We start from the raw sequence: 17,353 nt of genomic DNA on the forward strand, positions 1-17,353 counted from the left end.
TGACGCCGGTAGAGTACCGACGCCAGTTTGCTTGATGGGGCTTTTTTAACTGTCTACAAAATAGGGGCTTGACCAAGAGCTGCCAGGGGACATGTATTTTGCAATTTCAGTATGGTTAAAATCAAATTCGGGTGTTACTTTGGATGTGAGCGGTAGCCGCTCCTTTCAATGTGCTTATACACGAGTTCATTAAGAGACGGATGAATTCAGTCGGATCAGCTCATCCTCCACAAGAAGCGTGAGTTCTTCTTCGTATCCTCCAGTTATGTGGTATTTTCGCACATATTCCTTCACGAATTTCTTTGGATCCTTAGGCCGGAAGATTCTTGTCATCTCCCGTAGACTTTCCTTGACTTCGTTATGACCTTTAGTTGCCATGGAATTCCCTCCCCAAAACGTGCCTTGTTTTTGAGAACGCCGAAAAGATCCGCGATGTGTAGTGTGATATGAAGTTGTGTCGTCTGTGATCTTTTAGCACTTTCGGTAGGCATTTATCCTAAACAATACCCCTGCAAAGTCGTGCTGAATCATTCCGGCTGTCTACTCCTATGTTGCTGTACAAGGCCGATATTGCCTGTATAACTCTGGAATCTCTGTAATGAGTGTGCCTCTCTGGCGCACTGACTGCTCAGGCATGGCTGTCTACAATCAGTACTTATCTAAGCACCATCTAGGTTCATCATACCACATATTGTGGCGGCATATCATCTTTATGGAAGAAGTTATTTAGCGAAAAAGGCTTTAATTTCAGAAAAACAGCATTAGAAAGCATAGATTCTCGAGCGAGTACAGCATTGCACTCCAAATCGGGTAAAGAACAGTAACCTACCCGAAGGAGAATACCCATGAGCGAAAAAATACCCATTCTAATCTCATCCAATCTGCTGCGCCCTGCACTGCCTGTCGATATCGCCCGTAACCCTGTTATTGACGAACAGCAGCTGCGCAAGACCGATGAGCGGCTGGAGCGGGAATATCCTCGTATCAATAGCTTCCTCGTTGCCCAGAGTGGACAACTGGTATACGAGAGCTATTATAATGGCAATACGGCCAGTAATCTGGCAGATCTGCGTTCAGCGACCAAGAGCTTTACGTCTGTCCTGGTCGGCATCGCCAGGCAGCAGGGTTTGTTTGACAATATCGATGAACCGATTGAGCATTATCTCGCAGACCAGTTTCCCGCCCATCCGTCTGCAGAGCTGCGCTCGACGACGATCCGGCATCTGCTGACGATGACCGCCGGCTTCGCCTGGAAGACTGGCAAAAAGCTGGGCGAGCCGGATATTCACCAGTTCCACCGTACCCGTCACTGGGCGCGTGCCGCACTGCGGCGTCCGATTCTGCCGGAGACGCGGGATGTGTTCCAGTATCGCAGCATTGATACCCATCTGCTGTCGGTGCTGATCAGCCGCTGGAGCGGACAAGATGCCTTTAGCTATGCCAGAGATACTTTGTTCGGTTCGCTCGGTATTGAGCAGGCTGCCTGGTCCCCATCACCCGAAGGGGATTCCATGGGACATGTCGGCCTCTGTCTAACGCCCCGGGATATGCTGCGCTTTGGCGTCTGCTGCCTCCAGCAGGGCAAATGGAAGGAACAGCAGATCATCCCGGCCGATTGGCTGGAACAGTCATTTACACCCCAATCCGAAGGATACGCCGGTTATGGCTACTATGGATACGGCTGGTGGACCGGCAAACAGGACGGATTGGATTATGCCTGTGCGCATGGACATGGCGGGCAGGAGATTATTATTTTGCCGCAGCTGGATACTGTTATTGTATTTACGTCGGACAGCAAAGTACGCAAATATAAAAACCCCCGGCATCTGCTGCCGGAAATGCTGTTCCCTGCGCTTCAGGAAGCACAAGAAGCCAATGGTAAATGAATCCAAGCAGGAAAGGAATATCCCTATGCAGCATGGTTCACCCTGTGTTCTGATTGTATATGCAAGTTATGGCGATGGACATCTGCAGGCTGCCCGCTCGCTTCGCGACAGCCTGTATCAGCGAGGCATCGAGCGGGTCATCCTGCTGGATCTGATGGCAGAATCCCATCCATGGATGAATGAAATGACCCGGCTCATTTATATGCAGAGCTTCAAGACGATTCCGCATCTGTATGGCTGGTTCTATTACCGAACTCGTGAAATGAAAGCAGGCACTCTGCTCTCCAACTGGCTGCATTCGTTTGGTATCCGTCGTCTGCGGGAAGTGATGGAGCGTGAACAGCCGCATCTGGTTATACATACCTTTCCCCAGCTGGCCCTGCCCCATCTCCGGACCCGCTGGGGCCTGACGATCCCGCTGGTGAATATTGTGACCGACTATGATCTTCACGGACGCTGGCTGCATCCGCATATCGATCATTATTATGTACCTTCCGAAGAGATGAGAGATGAAGCGATACGCCGCGGCGTTGCTGCCGAGAGGATCACTATAGCCGGCATTCCGCTGCATCACAGCTTTGAACAGCCGGAGACGGATGAAGAACAGCGCAGACAGCAGCGCCGGAAACTGCAGCTGCAGACCGGACTGGATCCGCAGCGCAGAACCGTCCTGCTGCTGGCCGGAGCCTATGGTGTCCTCAAAAATGTGCAGGAAATATGCGAAATGATCGACCGGCGTGCAGATACGCAGCTAATCGTCATTTGCGGGAAAAACAAGGAACTGTGCGAGGAGATGGGCAAGCGTTATGCCCATCATCCGTATATACGGATTGAAGGATTTACGAAGCGGATGAATGATTGGATGAGCATGAGTGACTGTGTCATCACCAAGCCGGGCGGCCTGACGATGGCGGAATGCATCAGCTGCAGACTTCCGGCATTCCTGATGAATCCGGTCCCCGGACAGGAACTGGAAAATGCACTCTATCTGGAAGCCAGGCAGGCCGCACGAATCTGCAGGAACGCGCAGGAGCTGAATGCTGCGCTGGGCAGCGCACTGGATCAGCCGGAGATACTGGAAAGTATGCGGCGGCATATGGATACGCTGCGTACGCCGCCTGCCTCTGCGCAGATTACGCAGGAGCTGATTGACCGCTACCTCAGCCGTGTGACAGATGAAGCAGCCGCTATCCGGCCCATGCTGGCTTTGCAGGGCGGCCGTTATATGTGAGCGCTCTGATCAGGCAGCCACAGATTCAGTCGGCGAATTGTACCTGTCCATCTGCCAGACCGGCGATGCGAACGAGCGATTCCAGCCGGTAACCTTCGTCTGTCAATAATTTGGCTCCGGGCTGGAAGGACTTCTCAATCACAATGCCAATCCCGGCTACCTGCGCTCCCGCCTGCTGCACGATCCGCGCGAGGGCAAATGCCGCCTCACCATTGGCCAGGAAATCATCAATGATCAGCACCCGGTCTCCGGGATGAATGAACTTTTTGGATACGGTAATATCGTTGCTCTGCTGCTTGGTGTACGAATAGGCAGTTTCTACATAGATGTCCTCCGTCAGTGTCAGTGACTTTTGCTTACGGGCAAAGATCAGCGGCACATTCAGCTCCAGTGCCGTCATAATACCAGGCGCAATCCCCGACGATTCAATCGTCAACACACGCGTCACATTTTCACCGGCAAAACGGCGGGTAAATTCCCTGCCAATTTCCTTCATCAGTACAGGGTCCATCTGGTGATTGATAAAGGAATCGACCTTGAGTACATTGCCCTCCAGTACGATACCCTCCTTGATTACTTTGCTGCGCAGCAGTTCCATAGGTCCCATCTCCATCTCTTTTTTGATTACATTGTATATACCACATTTGTGGCATAACATCCACACTGCAATCTTCCAAAAGACTGCCGATGATGTTCATCTTCATACAGAAGCGCCAGCTGTTATCCTGCAGGATATAAGGCGATAGCCCTGCACTTCCGTCCAGAAGTCGCATCCTCCTGAAGCGATCTGCCCATATCTTCAACTCCATTTTCCACCGGGTTCTTCCGGTTAGTTATATATCTGCCGATAATTCATCCGAAAACTTATAATTTTGGAATCAAATCCGATATATAAATAGGATGCTGTATTTACAGAGGAGCCTGTTTATTTTAGTATCTTGTTATTAAACCGTTCGCAAATCGAATAATATTTTATAACAGTATTACATAACCCAATTTTCTCTGTTTGGCTTGCCAGTGTTTATAATACTTTTAAATCTATTATTTATATTTTTTGTAAAAATTGCCTATGATAAAGATAATAGGCGTATACTATTGAAAATGGAAGTATATTGGTTATGTGGCACCGTTATAGAAGTTATCCAAAGTAGGCAATCATATCGCACCATGATATACTTTATGTATTGTTTGCGGCTTTTCTCCTACTTCCTCTATTATTCAGGTCGCATACATTATAGCTTCATTAGGAGGTCTTTGTATTGTTCGCCCAACGCCTCAAACAACTTCGCAAACGGCGAAATATGTCGATGAAGGAAGTCGCAGATTATATTGGAGTAGCCAAAAGCACGTATGCAGGCTACGAGTCCGGCTATCGCCAACCTACACTCGAAACGATTCAGGCTATCGCCCGCAAGCTGAACACTACTTCGGATTATCTGCTTGGCTTAACGGAGCAGTACGACCCCATTTCCCCAAATACGAACGCTCGTGAATTTCTCAACCATGCCCATCTTCACTGGGATGGCGTTCCCCTCGAAGCTGATGATCTTCAGTTGATCCGTCAGCTGCTGGAGCGTGTCGTACGGGATCGTGCACACTCTGAAGAAGAACAGCATTAGTCATTTCACTTCTTTCCTGCCCAACATCATGATTATAATATAGATTTTTACCTGCCTACTTTTCTATACTATATGCAGCAATATAAGCCGGTCTGATCGGTCATAAGCAGGCCGGCTTATTCGTATTTTTTGTCCTGCCCGATTTGTCGAAAAACAGCACAAAAAAGCACCGGGACGCTCTAATAGGCGGCCCGGTGCTTTTTTTGACAATTATTGGTTCAAATTTAGGTTAATTGGCTACTATAAAACTATCACGCAAGAGTGATGGACGACCCATGGAATGGTAGTTCAGACCAGTCGCCTTGATTCGTTCGGCACTGTACACATTGCGTCCGTCGATCAGTACAGGATTGTTCATAACCGCCTGAACTTCCACCAGATCCACGTTCACGAACTCGCCCCATTCGGTGAGCAGGCAGATCGCATCGCAGCCGCGCGCAGCTTCCAGTGCATTTGCTGCATAAGTGACGGATGGGTGATCGTACTCACGACGGAAATTATCTGCTGCTACCGGATCGAATACCTGTGGCAGAGCACCAAACTCAACCAGTTTTGGCACGATCTCCAGGGATGGTGCATCACGAACATCATCGGTATCCGGCTTGAATGCCAGACCCCAGACAGCAATCTTTTTGCCGCTGAGAGTACCGAGTGAATCCAGCAGCTTGTCGATAACCGCCCAGCGCTGGGATTGGTTGACTTCAACGACCGATTTGAGCAGTTTGAAGTCATACTCCACGTTACCGGCAATCTGGATCAGTGCATGGGTATCTTTCGGGAAGCATGAACCACCGTAACCGATACCTGCATTCAGGAAGGAAGCGCCGATACGACGGTCCATACCCATACCTTTGGCTACCTGATCCACATCCGCGCCTACTTTGTCGCAGATGTTGGCAATCTCATTGATAAAGGAGATTTTGGTCGCCAGGAAGGCATTGGATGCGTACTTGATCATCTCGGCACTACGGATATCCGTGATAACCAGATTCTCTGTCAGCGGTCTGTGCAGAGCGATCAGCATGTCAGCTGCTTGTTGTGTCTCTACACCGATAACGAGACGATCCGGGTTGAATGCATCTTTGACGGCAGAACCTTCACGCAGGAATTCCGGCATGGATGCTGTAGCAAACGGTTGATCGGTCAGGCTGGCAATAATGCTGTTGACGCGCTCGTTGGTACCAACAGGCACGGTACTTTTAACAGCTACTACGGTGTAACCGTTAATTGAAAGCGCAATCTCGCGTGCAGCGGCCTCGATATACTCCAGATTCGCTTCACCGGATGGCAGTGGAGGCGTACCTACCGCGATGATAACCAGATCGGATTCGGGTACGGAAGCACTCAGATCCGTTGTAAAGGAAAGGCGTCCTTCTTCGACGTTGCGCAGCATGATTTCCTGAAGGCCCGGCTCATAGATTGGAACGCCGCCATTTTTCAGTGTTTCGATTTTTGCAGGAATCTTGTCGACACAAGTCACTGTATTACCGACTTCCGCAAAGCAGACACCAGACACCAGACCAACATAACCTGTACCAATAACCGTAATTTTCATTATTCACACTCCCATTTCTGTTTGTTGTTGAGTATTGAAAGCGATGCTATTTCACCAAGTGATTGGGTAATCTCTATTCACGTATAATGTTAATCAACCGATATAGTCTATATAAGTATTGGAGTATCCAATCTCATTTCTATATTTGGAGGCTGATCATTATGAGAAACCAGGGAAATCCGACATTTGCCAAAGGTTGTCTGTGGGGTACTGCAGTGTCTCTGCTGCTGTGGGCCGCTATCTTCTGGATGGTTATGCACTAATTGACCGACGCTGCGTGTAATCCATTACACTTTTACATGCTGTAAAAGATTATGAATATAGTCCGTAATGTCTGTCAGTGCCGAACGTGAATATCCGTATGTTTCGTTAAAGGAAACATGCTCGTGCGGTTCATCATTCCAGAGTTCCAGGCCCTGCCCGGACATCAGATCAAGCTGCTGTATTTCTTCCCATGACATTAACGTTACCGGATGTTCCAGCGGAATAGCCGCGATAGTATGACGGTCTTCATAGAAACTGCTCCGGTTCAGCAGAACCAGCGGCTTGTTCAGCTCGACCGCTTCACAGATCGTGCCCCAGCCCGGCTTGGTAATGACCAGGTCTGCGGCAGCCACATAATTCTGTGACTCGCTGTAGTCTGCAGGAATATGGGAAATATTCGGCCGCTCGATATCCATATTGGCAGATACGATAAACCGGCAACCCTCACTATCCCACAGCTTCAGGGAAGACAGCTCGTCCACCTGAATGCTCATGCCGAGTGCGAAGAAGATCAATTTGCCCTTGCCGTCCGGATTCAGCTCCTGGCGAATCCGCTGCACTTCTACCGGATCAGGCTTCCGGCAGAAAAACCCGGTATCGATCCTGCATTTGCATCCCCATGCGGGTTCTGCGCTGCCGGCCAGACCGATAAAATGATCCATGCGAGCATACGCTTCGCGCAGTCCGTTCAGTTCATGCAGCTCCAGCATATCGCGGTAGGCCGTATACCAGGTAAAGTTGGAAATGCCCAGTGACTCAATGCCTGCCTTAGACGCTGCTGCTACCGGAATCGGCGAGATATCGCTGATGACCAGCTGTGCTCCGCTTTCCAGCAGAAAATTCTTCTCCAGCTCCACTTTTTCATCAAACAACGACATGTCGCTATTATATTGATGACGCAATCGTGGAATATCGGCTGCAATCGAATCCTTTTGCAATACATAGCCGGTATCGGAGAACGTACGCCTGAACTCCAGCTGATGCTTGCCTGTGGTCTGCAGGGATTCCTGCAGGAACGATAGTGCTTTGCCCGAATTGATAATCAGGCGTATGGGCGTCTGCGTGCAGTTGTCCAGCATCTGCCGGATCACTGCAATACTGCGTGTGGCATGCCCATAGCCGTAATCAGAGACGTAGTAGCAGATGGTCGTCAGATCTTCAGGCAGTTTTGAGCGATATCTTCCCATGAATGAAACAGCTCCACCAGTTGATTATTGCGTGCATACATTCCTGTCTGTACAACAATAAATTCCATTGTGCTTGACGCCCGCATACTGTGCATCGCTTTGACCGGAATATGCAGTACGTTGCCTGCACTTACCCGCATCACATTACCATTGAGGACAAATTCACCTTCACCTTTGACGATGGTCCATACTTCTTCACGTTCCGTATGGCTGCGGTAGCTGAGGTTATGGGCTTCTTTGAGTCCGATCCGCTTGGTGGATACGCAGCGTCCGTCTTCATACTGCTGATCATCCAGCACATGGACCCAGCCCCACTGGCGTTCCTCAAACATCGGTCCCTGGTCAAAGTTCACCAGTTCTTTCAATTTGGGGCTGCTTGCCTTGTCGGATACGAGAATGCCATCCGGGCTGACCGCCACGACAACATCCTTCATGCCCAGTACGGTAACCGGAATATTCGTCTCATTGACCAGATGCGTGTTCTCGCAGTCTACGCTGATAATGCCGCGTCCGATCTGCACACTGCTCATTTCCTCGGTCAATGTGTTCCAGGTACCCAGGTCTTTCCAGTAGCCGGTATAAGGAACCGCTACGATATTTTCCGCTTTTTCCACGACTTCATAGTCAAAGCTGATCTTCGGCAGACTCGCATAACTGCGCAGGAATTGCTCGTAATGAATCGGCATTCCCTTTTGCTCCAGCAAGTTGATAATGTAGCCGAGTCTGAAGGCGAATACGCCGCAGTTCCAGAGCGCTTTCTCTGCAATCAGCTGTTCTGCGTATTCTTCCGTCGGTTTTTCCTGGAAGCGGCTGACCGAACGAAGACCGGTCACGCTCGTCTCACCGGACGGGATGATATAGCCATATTTGGAAGACGGATACGTTGGTTCAACACCGATCAGCGCCAGATCCGCATTGGATTCTTCCAGCGCGTCCTCCAGGCTGCGTACCGTTTCAAAGAAATGATTATCGACATAAGGATCGACCGGGAGAATCGTAACGACTTCGTCCAGGCTTACACCCTGAATGGAATACAGATAGGTTGCTGCCAGTGCAATGGCAGGAAACGTATCCCTTCTTTCCGGCTCAACGATTAGCGGTACATCGGCTCCGACTTGACTGCGCATAATCTCCACCTGAGACTTGCCGGTGGCAATATAGCTGGATTCGCTAAGTCCGCTGATGTCCAGCTGATTCCATACACGCTGAACCATCGATACCAGCTCACCCTGCTCATTTTCCAGCACTCTCAAAAACTGTTTGGATCTCGCATCATTGGATAGAGGCCACAGACGCTTTCCTGAACCTCCGGATAAAAGGATAAGTTTCACTCCGATCCCTCCTATGTTTTCTGTATATTTGTTGTCTTGCTCGCGAATCATTGGTGACACAGCTTACCTGGATTCAGGCAGCATACTTGGCGATGAGGACGGTGTAACCATGGACAGCAGCAGCTGGCGGTATTTCTCCAGCGATACATCGCGGCGGAGATGTTTTTCCAGATAGTCTCTTCCGTTTTGACCGACCGTTTGCAGTTCCAGGCGATCCATCGCATACAGTGTGCGAAGTTTTACAGCGACATCATCATAATTTTGAGGCTCTGCCACCAGACCGCAGTAGCTTTCCACAATCAGGCGATGCGCTTCACTTCCTTCCTCGAGTACACCGAGTACCGGTTTGCCGGCAGCCATGACTCCGTAGATTTTGCTGGGAACCGATACACCCTTGATTCCCTTCTGATTGACAACCAGATGAACGTCAGCGGCATTGAGTGAATATTTCAAATCCTCTTTCGGTTGAAAGGGGAGAAAACACACTTGTCCGGATTGAATCAATCCGTGCTGTTCAGCATAATCCATCATTTTCTTCTTCATTGCGCCTTCGCCGATAAAAGCGAATACCATGTCTTTGCATTCTTTCAGCTTCGGCACCACACTGATCAGGTTTTCGAGGTCATAGTAGAGTCCCAGGTTACCGGAATACATAACGACGAATTTGCCTTCCCAGCCATTGTCGCGAATAAACTGTGCGACACGCGGATGGTCTTTGCCGACCGGCACAATCTCCTGCTCATTGGTCCAGTTGTTGATGACCGTGTTGGCAATCTGCTTGCGTCCGCCGAACCGTTTGTCCAGCGTCTCCTGCATATCCTTGCCGACTGTGATGACATGATCGGACATGGAGCAGTTAAAGTTATCTACCGCCCGGGCCATATTGAAAATCCACTTGCGATCCGTGTATCCGACCGCTTCCGCCTGTTCGGGATTGAAATCCTGGATATTGTAAATATGCTTGGAACGTTTCAGGATTTTGCCAATCGTACCGATCAGTCCACCCAGTACCGGCGGCGTCGAGATCGTGTAGATAAAGTCGGTGTTTTTTTCCTTCAGCAGCTGATAGGTTGCGAACCAGAAATACGTCGAGATGTACTTGATCCGGCTCAGCTTGTTCTGCTTGTCCACTTCCGGCAGACGAATGCGAACCACTTCGATGTTCTCCAGACGGTCACGCATAACCCGTCCCTGGGCACCCGAAGGACTCACATAGCCCGGAGGGCATTCGGCAATGACGGTAATATCAAAGTCATGCTGCAGGTACAGACACAACTCGGTTAACAGTTGTCCCGTTGAGGCATAATCGGGATAAAAGTAGTTAATGACAAATACGATTTTCGGTTTATCCTTCACATTTATCCCTCTCCAGCGTTTGGATTTTAAAACGCGATGTTGCTATAGTGCTTCATCCGCTTCGGCAAGGGATTCGGTCACGTCCTCCGGTGGACCATGGGAATCTTGGATAGGTTGGTAATGATGGATTCCCATCGTCCAATGTCGTCCTTTGACCGAATTCCCTTGCCTGCGCTCTGTGCATATGCGCGGTTGCGTTTGTAACATCCAAATATTTTTCAATACATTTACAAGATTTATTCAAGATCTGGATTACTGAAAAGATAAGTATTATGAGCATAGATACTTTATTACTTCACGATGTGTACAGCAGCGGGCTGCTGTTCTTCCGGGAACCGGTGCTTATGGAAAGCAGCGGGGAAGCCGATGTGGACTTCGTTTCTCGGGATGTCTTTGATGACGGTGCTGCGTGCTCCGGCTACGCCCAGTTCATGGATGGTGATGCCCGGGTAGACAAATACGTCGCTTGCCACCCATGCGCCATCTTTGATAATGATCGGCTTGGTAATCAGGCCGAATGTGGGGTCGCTGAGCTTGTGGCTGCCAGTGCACAGATAGGAATTCTGTGAGATGACACACTGGCTGCCGATGACGATCTCATCCAGACTGTAGAATTCGACGTTGTCTCCGATCCAGGAGTGTTCACCGATGGTGACTTTCCATGGATACGTGAATTTGGCGGTTGGACGAACCCTTACGCCGGGCGCCAGTCTGGCACCAAAGGCATTGAGCAGGAATCGTCTCCAGCCGTACATGTTATGCAGCGAGAAACGGAACAGCGTTCCCTGAATGAACCACCAGATCAGGCAGTACCAGCCGGGTTTGCCCCGTGAGTATTCTGCCTGGGTGTATTGATCCAGTCTGATTTGCGTCATTTCCGTCTCCTCCCTTCCGGCGGCAGGGCTGCTGCCGCTCTACTCTGCCGGTGCGGACTCGGAATATACCGATGCTTCCGGCTTGCCGCTGATCGCGCGGCGCAGTACTTTGTCGATCTTGCCAGCCACCACTTCGTGGGCACAATCGCTGACCAGCCATTCCATGGCTCGGACAGGATACAGGCTGTACTGCTGCGGATGAGCAAGAATCTCGTTCAATCCGGCAGCCAGTTCCTTGGGATCGTCATTGTCATACGTTACGAACATATTCTGATTAATCACATTGATATCGGACACGCCGGAGGTTAGTACCAGCTTGCCGTATTTGATGTATTCCACGACTTTGGACGGGAACGAGCATTCACTGAAGCTGATTTTCTCGCGCTGGGTGTTAACGAACAGGTCAGCGGTCTCCATCAGCTGTGCATAATCGTGATCGTCCAGGAACCCGTGGAATGTAATCTTGATCTGTGGATTCTGATGGCTCTGGATAAACTGCTTGAGCTTGTCTTCCAGCGGCCCGTAGCCGGTTATATCGAGCTCCAGCTTGCGGCCGGTGTTCACATAAGGAAGGGCATCCAGCAGAATCTCAATGCCGCGATCATAATCCAGTCGTCCGGAGTAGACCATCCGGAACGGGCGCTCGTCCGTCCCTAGATCCACTTCACGGACCGGCTTCAATCTGGATGGATGAACGGTACCGCCGCGTACGACGGTATAGTTATCCGTGGTAACTCTTTTCTTCAGTACCGAGGTCACCAGTACGGCGCCATCGAGCAGCTTGTTGGCGAATTTCTCAACAGCTACGGATAATTTTTTGTAGTGTTTGTTCGTCTCGGTGACGGCGTAGATGCCATCCTCGTATTCCACAACCAGTGGTACACGGTACAGCAGTTTGAACAAAATCGCCGGCAGTGCCGTCTCCAGGCGGTAGTTGTAAAACACAACCGCTCTTGGTTCTTTCTTGTGCTCCCGGTTCCAGCGTACGAGCTGGAAGAAGGTTGTGAACAGGGTCATCAGCAGGCTGACGCCTTTCAGGTCCACCGTTCCCGGATAGACCACTTCACTGTTGTTGCCAATCGGATAAGCATCCCGGCTGAACCATTTCATCGTATTTTGCTTGAGCAGCAGCGGGGAGATGACGGTAATGTCATTGCCGCTCTCTTCCATGGCCAGCAAAATGCAATCGATCTTTTTGTTACCCGCCGTATGCTTGGCGCTATATCCCCTCTTTTGCTGTAACTGGCTGTTGACGTAGGGGGCGACGTATGCGACTGACTTCGTTTCCACGGATTTCACCACTCTCTATCTTTTCGTTAAGTCTCAGTCTGCTCGTATCCAGGAACATCAGCACGAGGAATATCGGCTGGAACAGCATATTCTCTGTGGAGAAGACAATCACCAGACCGATAAAGATGAGCAGTGTCTGAAACACGCCGCCAATCGGCCTGAGCAGTTGGAAGAAATAATAAATCATCAATATCAGCAGCAGCGGCAGTCCAAACTGGTATCCAAAAGTGAGCAGGGAGTTGGAAGAATCCGGTAGCCCGTATCGCTCCATCAACACTTCATTATTCTGGAATCCCCAGCCGACCAGCGGCTTCTCCACCAGCAGCTGCAGATTGGATGTCGTATCCAGTGAGCGCCGGTTAAAGGAAGCATTGTCCTCCTGGAACTTGTCGGTAATGACACCGCTTTGGACGATGAAGAAGGCCAGCGGGATAAATACAATCAGGGACATGACCATCTGTGCCAGCTGCTCGCGCTTGCCGTTACGGATGACATACGCGAGATAAATCAGTGCGCAGATCATGTAGCCCGATGTGGACATCGTTGTCAGCAGGGTAGCCGTCAGGATAAGCAGTTTCCATTTCGGCACTTTCCGGTTGGTGAACAGCATCAGGAAAATGCCCAAATTCAGAAACACCTGATAAGCGCCCGGCTCCCAGAAGATCCCCTGGTTGCGTGTCATGTTCCATAGTCCGTATACATGGAAAGGCGTAATCCGGTAGGCGCCTCCCCATACCGGTGTCGGTGGAACGAGCTGGCGTACCAGCGCCGCATCCAGCACTCCGGCCAGATAGAACGGCATGCCCAGCAGAGCGAGTGCCACGATCAGCCACTGGTAGCTTTGGGCGGCCTGACGGAGATCAATCCGGTTCAGGACCATGAATACCGCTGCCATCTTCAGGATCAGTCCGATATAGCCGTTCAGATTGTTCTGGTACAGCAGCATGTTAAACAGGAGAAAGATAACAATGAAAAGCAGAATCAGGAACTGTTTGGGTTCAATCCGTTTCGGAAAATAGAACACCAGCGCAATCGCGAACAGAATCATAATAAATTCGGAATACAGCAGTTTACCGAATAATACGGAGCCCGATGTAATCACAATGAGCATGACGGCAATAAACGTCAGAAACTTGTTTTTGACCGTGATGTCATTTGGATTGGACAGCGTATAGGGATTTAACGTCATTATCATTCACTTCCAAACGTTTGATCACTTTGGCAGGCACTCCGGCTGCGATGCAGTTCGGAGGAATGGAACTTGAGACAATACTGCCTGCGCCGATGATGCTGTTTTTGCCAATCGTTACACCTTTTAACACAATCGAGTTGGCGCCGACCCATACGTTATCTTCGATAGTCGTTGCCGCTGTGCCGATATCTTCGGGCTGCTTGTTGAAGCGCCGTCCTTCCGGCTTGATCGGATGGAAATCCGTATCGCTGATCTGCACATTCACACCAAGCATCACTTCATTACCGATCTGAACACTCGACATCGCACAGATGCTGGCACCACTGATGCCCACATCGTTGCCGATCGTAATGTTCGCTCCACTGCGCAGCGTACGAATCACGGTCCGGTGATTCAGCCCGATCGGATTACTGTAATCCGACGAGCACAGAATCGCGTTGCGACCGATCGTAATCTGGCTGCCCGGTTCCTGATCGACAATCGGCATGCCGACCGCGATCAGGTTGGGGCCAAAGGCGATCCGCTGTTCCTTGAACATCCGGCGGGTCACCCAGGTGGAACACTTCTTGGCCACTTTCCGTTTTACTTTGATAAAAGAATTAATCATACAGGCTCCCTGACAAAGAAACGGTTGTAGAAGTCAAAGGTGCGTTTGGCATTCTTTCTGGCATCAAAGTTCTCTTCGGCAAAGGACAATGCGTTCTGTCCCAGCTTCTCGTACAGCGCAGGGTCCGTACCGATCTTGATCATGTACTGGGCCATCTCATTGTAGTTACCCGACTCAAACAGATAACCGGTCTTGCCATGCAGGATCAGTTCATTCGGTCCGCCGATGTTGGTACCGATCGCCGGCTTTTTCATCGCAGCGGCTTCGATAATGCTGCGCGAGAAATGCGGTTCTACGAACGGGCACATCATGACATTGCTGGCAGCAATCATCTGCGGTACATCATCACGGAACGCCAGCGGATGGATCTGATCATTGCCTTTGCAGGCTTCCATGACTTTGTCTTCATACGCGTTGTTCTTATTAAAGTAAAATCCACCAACGATCAATTTGAACTTCGGATGATCCTTGCTGATTTTGTTAAAGGCATTGACCATATCGAGTACACCATTGCCGCTAACAATACGGCCGATATATAGGAAGACGATATCGTCATCTGCAAGGCCAAGCTCTCGGCGTACTCCGGCACCACTTACATCCGGGTTATAGGATTTGAAATCCACAAAGTTGTACACGACTTCCAGCTCACGTCCCGCACTGTCGACAGTCTCGGAATCGAACTGGTCAATGGAAATGTAACCGTCCACGTATTTATGATTCATCCGCTTCAGGATGTTACCGGCAAAAGAGTTCAGCAGCGGCTCCCGCACATGGCAGACCACTTTGGTATCCGGGGATACTTTTTTGGCTGCACGTGCCACCTGGAACAGACAGGTGCTGTTCAGATGAATAATGTCCGGCTGGTATTTGCGAATGTATTTTTTAGCCTGAAAATAAGTCGGCAATGCACCGATCAGATTACGAACAAACAGCTTAGGCGTCATGCCGGATACGGTAGATCCGTGGAAAGGAAACATGCCTTTCGCCACTTCCACCGGCAGTCCGCCGGATTCCAGCAGCTTGACCGCAGGACCATTTCGAATCGTGAGCACGTTCCCCTGGAACTTTTGCTTGTCCAGATGGCTGATCAGGTAGGTCAGGCTTCTCGGTGCGCCACCCATATAACCCGAATGATGGACATACAGTACTTTTTTCAATGCCTACGCCTCCTTATTTCTTTGCTTGAATTTCTTTGCTTAAATTCACTTGAATATGAAGTTGGCGACAGTTCAGCGATACACCGCTACAGCATCGGCTCATTCTTTCAGGCGCTGTTAAGATTGAATATCCTGAAATACTGCTTTCAGCAGTGGATATTTAATCTTAAAGGCTTCTTCAAGAACGATTCCGTTGCTTTCGCTCAGGTTGTCCGCACCACTTCTGCGAACATCACATTCAAAAATATTTAAGAGAAGATATTGCGTCGGCTTACCATGTGGGTAACCGATCGTCTGTTGTAGTATATCCGTTATGTTTGTGTCCATTGTTGCTATGTCAGTTGTGCGTTATTTCATATGATTTCAAGCATTTTCAATGACTGACGCTAAGAAGGACAGGTTCCCCGGTGAAGGGGAACCTCTTCTTTAGGTTATTCCTGGTTGGCAGGCAGCTTGGCCTTGCCGGGTCTTAGTTTGGCGATGATCGCCGTTACCGGGGAGATCAGTGTCTTGGACATCATTACGCCGGATACGCGGGTTTCCTTGAATAGGAAAGTGAACGCGTAGCTGGAGACGATGAAGGCCAGGACAGTACCGACAGCTGCTCCGACACCGCCGAACAGCGGGATCAGGATCAGGTTGACGATGATCTTGGTAACTGCGCCCATTACCTGACTGATCAGTTCGAACCGGTACATGCCTTCGCTGATAATCCATTTGTTCAGCGCTGCTCTCATAAAGATGAACAGGCAGGCCCAGACGTGAATGACCAGGATACCGATCGATTCGATATATTCCTGACCGTACAGAATGGAGATGACCGGCTTAGCCATCAGGGTTACCGCGATACAGATACACAGTGCGAACCAGAACAGCAGATTGTAAAGCTTTTGCAGTTCGGCTTTGTAGACGTCGGGGCCGAGCTGCTTGTTTTTGATCATACTGGGAAAATAGGAAGCGGCGACGACCGTCGGAATCACGTACCAGACTTCCGACAATCGTGCAGCCACCGCGTAGATCCCGACAGCCGTATCGTTGATCATGTAGCTGAGCATGACCTGGTCAATTTTCAGATAGATGATAGTCGAGATACCCGCTACAATCAGCGGCCAGGAGCTGTTTGTTAATCTTTTGCCTAATTCCCAATTAAATGTCCATTTGGTTAATGAAATCTTTTTTTTCTGGGTAAATAATAAGAAGAGATAGCCGAGAATCAGTTCCAGCGCATACGATGCGGCGAACCAGATCAGGGATGCATGGAACACAATAAGCAGTACCTTCATCACGGAAGTGATCGCAAACGCGATCCCTTTGGCATAGACCGCATACTTGGCTTCCACCGTAGAATCGAACCACTGAGAGATGACATCCAGCGGCTGGAACAGCATGTTCGCCGCAATGATGACGATACTCCAGCGAACCATCGGGTCCTGACCGGGAATCATGAAGGCCAGCGCGATCGTTATCGCGAAGGCAATCACTCCACTGCATAAGCGCAGCGTGGAGACGGTTCCCAGTATCTCATCCTTATTACCAGGGTCCTGTACCAGTTCCTTGACGATGATATTGGCCAGGCCCAGCGGAACGACGGCAGCGATAATCGTTACGAAGGATATCGCAAAGTTGTACTGTCCGAACTGTTCCGGTCCCAGATAGCGCGCAATCCAGATACTGACGATCAGGTTGATTCCCAGTCGCAGGAATTTGTCCATCAATTGCCAGTTGCTGTTAAAGAAGATTTTGCGCTTCTCCGGTGTCATGGAGAATTTATTCTTTATTTTGGCAATTGCGTTAGCCATTCAG

Annotated in this window: 15 protein-coding genes; 3 read left to right on the top strand and 12 right to left on the bottom strand. The window is 49.9% G+C overall.

The features are described 5' to 3' along the window. Positions 1 to 189: 189 nt before the first annotated feature. On the bottom strand, positions 190 to 378 hold the full coding sequence (locus WH45_RS06835; protein ID WP_017812600.1) for a hypothetical protein: 189 nt from the start codon (positions 376 to 378) through the stop codon (positions 190 to 192). Positions 379 to 845: 467 nt separating this feature from the next. Here WH45_RS06835 and WH45_RS06840 point away from each other — a divergent pair, with 467 nt between their 5' ends. Both WH45_RS06840 and WH45_RS06845 read left to right on the top strand, forming a co-directional pair. Next, the gene (locus tag WH45_RS06840) at positions 846 to 1,886 is read left to right on the top strand and encodes a serine hydrolase domain-containing protein (RefSeq protein ID WP_052723654.1); all 1,041 of its coding nucleotides are present in this window, start codon (positions 846 to 848) and stop codon (positions 1,884 to 1,886) included. Next, positions 1,876 to 3,117, top strand: a complete 1,242-nt coding sequence (locus tag WH45_RS06845) for an MGDG synthase family glycosyltransferase (RefSeq protein WP_052723655.1) — start codon at positions 1,876 to 1,878, stop codon at positions 3,115 to 3,117. The genes WH45_RS06840 and WH45_RS06845 overlap by 11 nt, the downstream gene beginning before the upstream one ends. A 25-nt stretch (positions 3,118 to 3,142) precedes the next feature. On the opposite strand, the gene WH45_RS06850 is transcribed toward WH45_RS06845, so the two are convergent. Continuing rightward, positions 3,143 to 3,715, bottom strand: coding sequence for a xanthine phosphoribosyltransferase (locus WH45_RS06850; RefSeq protein ID WP_046213668.1), 573 nt, complete (start codon positions 3,713 to 3,715; stop codon positions 3,143 to 3,145). A 661-nt stretch (positions 3,716 to 4,376) separates the two neighbouring features. Here WH45_RS06850 and WH45_RS06855 point away from each other — a divergent pair. Beyond that, a complete protein-coding gene (locus tag WH45_RS06855) occupies positions 4,377 to 4,736 on the top strand; it encodes a helix-turn-helix domain-containing protein (RefSeq protein WP_046213669.1) in 360 nt (119 codons plus the stop codon). A 229-nt stretch (positions 4,737 to 4,965) separates the two neighbouring features. Here WH45_RS06855 and WH45_RS06860 read toward each other — a convergent pair whose 3' ends face one another. From WH45_RS06860 to WH45_RS06905, 10 genes are all read right to left on the bottom strand, one after another. Further along, the gene (locus WH45_RS06860; protein WP_046213670.1) at positions 4,966 to 6,291 is read right to left on the bottom strand and encodes a UDP-glucose dehydrogenase family protein; all 1,326 of its coding nucleotides are present in this window, start codon (positions 6,289 to 6,291) and stop codon (positions 4,966 to 4,968) included. Between the two features lie 287 nt (positions 6,292 to 6,578). Beyond that, positions 6,579 to 7,742, bottom strand: a complete 1,164-nt coding sequence (locus WH45_RS06865) for a glycosyltransferase (RefSeq protein WP_052723656.1) — start codon at positions 7,740 to 7,742, stop codon at positions 6,579 to 6,581. After that, positions 7,706 to 9,073: a sugar phosphate nucleotidyltransferase gene (locus WH45_RS06870; protein WP_046213671.1), complete on the bottom strand. Its 1,368-nt coding sequence runs from the start codon at positions 9,071 to 9,073 to the stop codon at positions 7,706 to 7,708. Before WH45_RS06870 ends, WH45_RS06865 begins: the two co-directional genes overlap by 37 nt. Positions 9,074 to 9,136: 63 nt before the next feature. Next, on the bottom strand, positions 9,137 to 10,429 hold the full coding sequence (locus WH45_RS06875) for a glycosyltransferase family 4 protein (protein ID WP_046213672.1): 1,293 nt from the start codon (positions 10,427 to 10,429) through the stop codon (positions 9,137 to 9,139). Between the two features lie 290 nt (positions 10,430 to 10,719). After that, positions 10,720 to 11,304: a WcaF family extracellular polysaccharide biosynthesis acetyltransferase gene (locus WH45_RS06880; protein WP_046213673.1), complete on the bottom strand. Its 585-nt coding sequence runs from the start codon at positions 11,302 to 11,304 to the stop codon at positions 10,720 to 10,722. 39 nt (positions 11,305 to 11,343) lie between these two features. Beyond that, positions 11,344 to 12,594 carry a glycosyltransferase family 4 protein gene (locus WH45_RS06885; protein WP_152663499.1) on the bottom strand — a complete coding sequence of 417 codons (1,251 nt, stop codon included), beginning with the start codon at positions 12,592 to 12,594 and terminating at the stop codon, positions 11,344 to 11,346. Then, positions 12,524 to 13,783: a hypothetical protein gene (locus WH45_RS06890; protein WP_046213675.1), complete on the bottom strand. Its 1,260-nt coding sequence runs from the start codon at positions 13,781 to 13,783 to the stop codon at positions 12,524 to 12,526. The genes WH45_RS06885 and WH45_RS06890 overlap by 71 nt, the downstream gene beginning before the upstream one ends. Next, positions 13,746 to 14,393 (bottom strand): DapH/DapD/GlmU-related protein, encoded by a 648-nt coding sequence (locus WH45_RS06895; RefSeq protein ID WP_052723657.1) that lies wholly within the window; start codon positions 14,391 to 14,393, stop codon positions 13,746 to 13,748. The genes WH45_RS06890 and WH45_RS06895 overlap by 38 nt, the downstream gene beginning before the upstream one ends. Beyond that, a complete protein-coding gene (locus WH45_RS06900) occupies positions 14,390 to 15,550 on the bottom strand; it encodes a glycosyltransferase (RefSeq protein ID WP_046213676.1) in 1,161 nt (386 codons plus the stop codon). The genes WH45_RS06895 and WH45_RS06900 overlap by 4 nt, the downstream gene beginning before the upstream one ends. Before the next feature lie 431 nt (positions 15,551 to 15,981). Then, on the bottom strand, positions 15,982 to 17,349 hold the full coding sequence (locus WH45_RS06905) for a flippase (RefSeq protein WP_082096573.1): 1,368 nt from the start codon (positions 17,347 to 17,349) through the stop codon (positions 15,982 to 15,984). Positions 17,350 to 17,353 lie beyond the last annotated feature (4 nt).

It is taken from the genome of Paenibacillus wulumuqiensis, from assembly GCF_000971965.1.
Classification (GTDB): domain Bacteria; phylum Bacillota; class Bacilli; order Paenibacillales; family Paenibacillaceae; genus Saccharibacillus; species Saccharibacillus wulumuqiensis.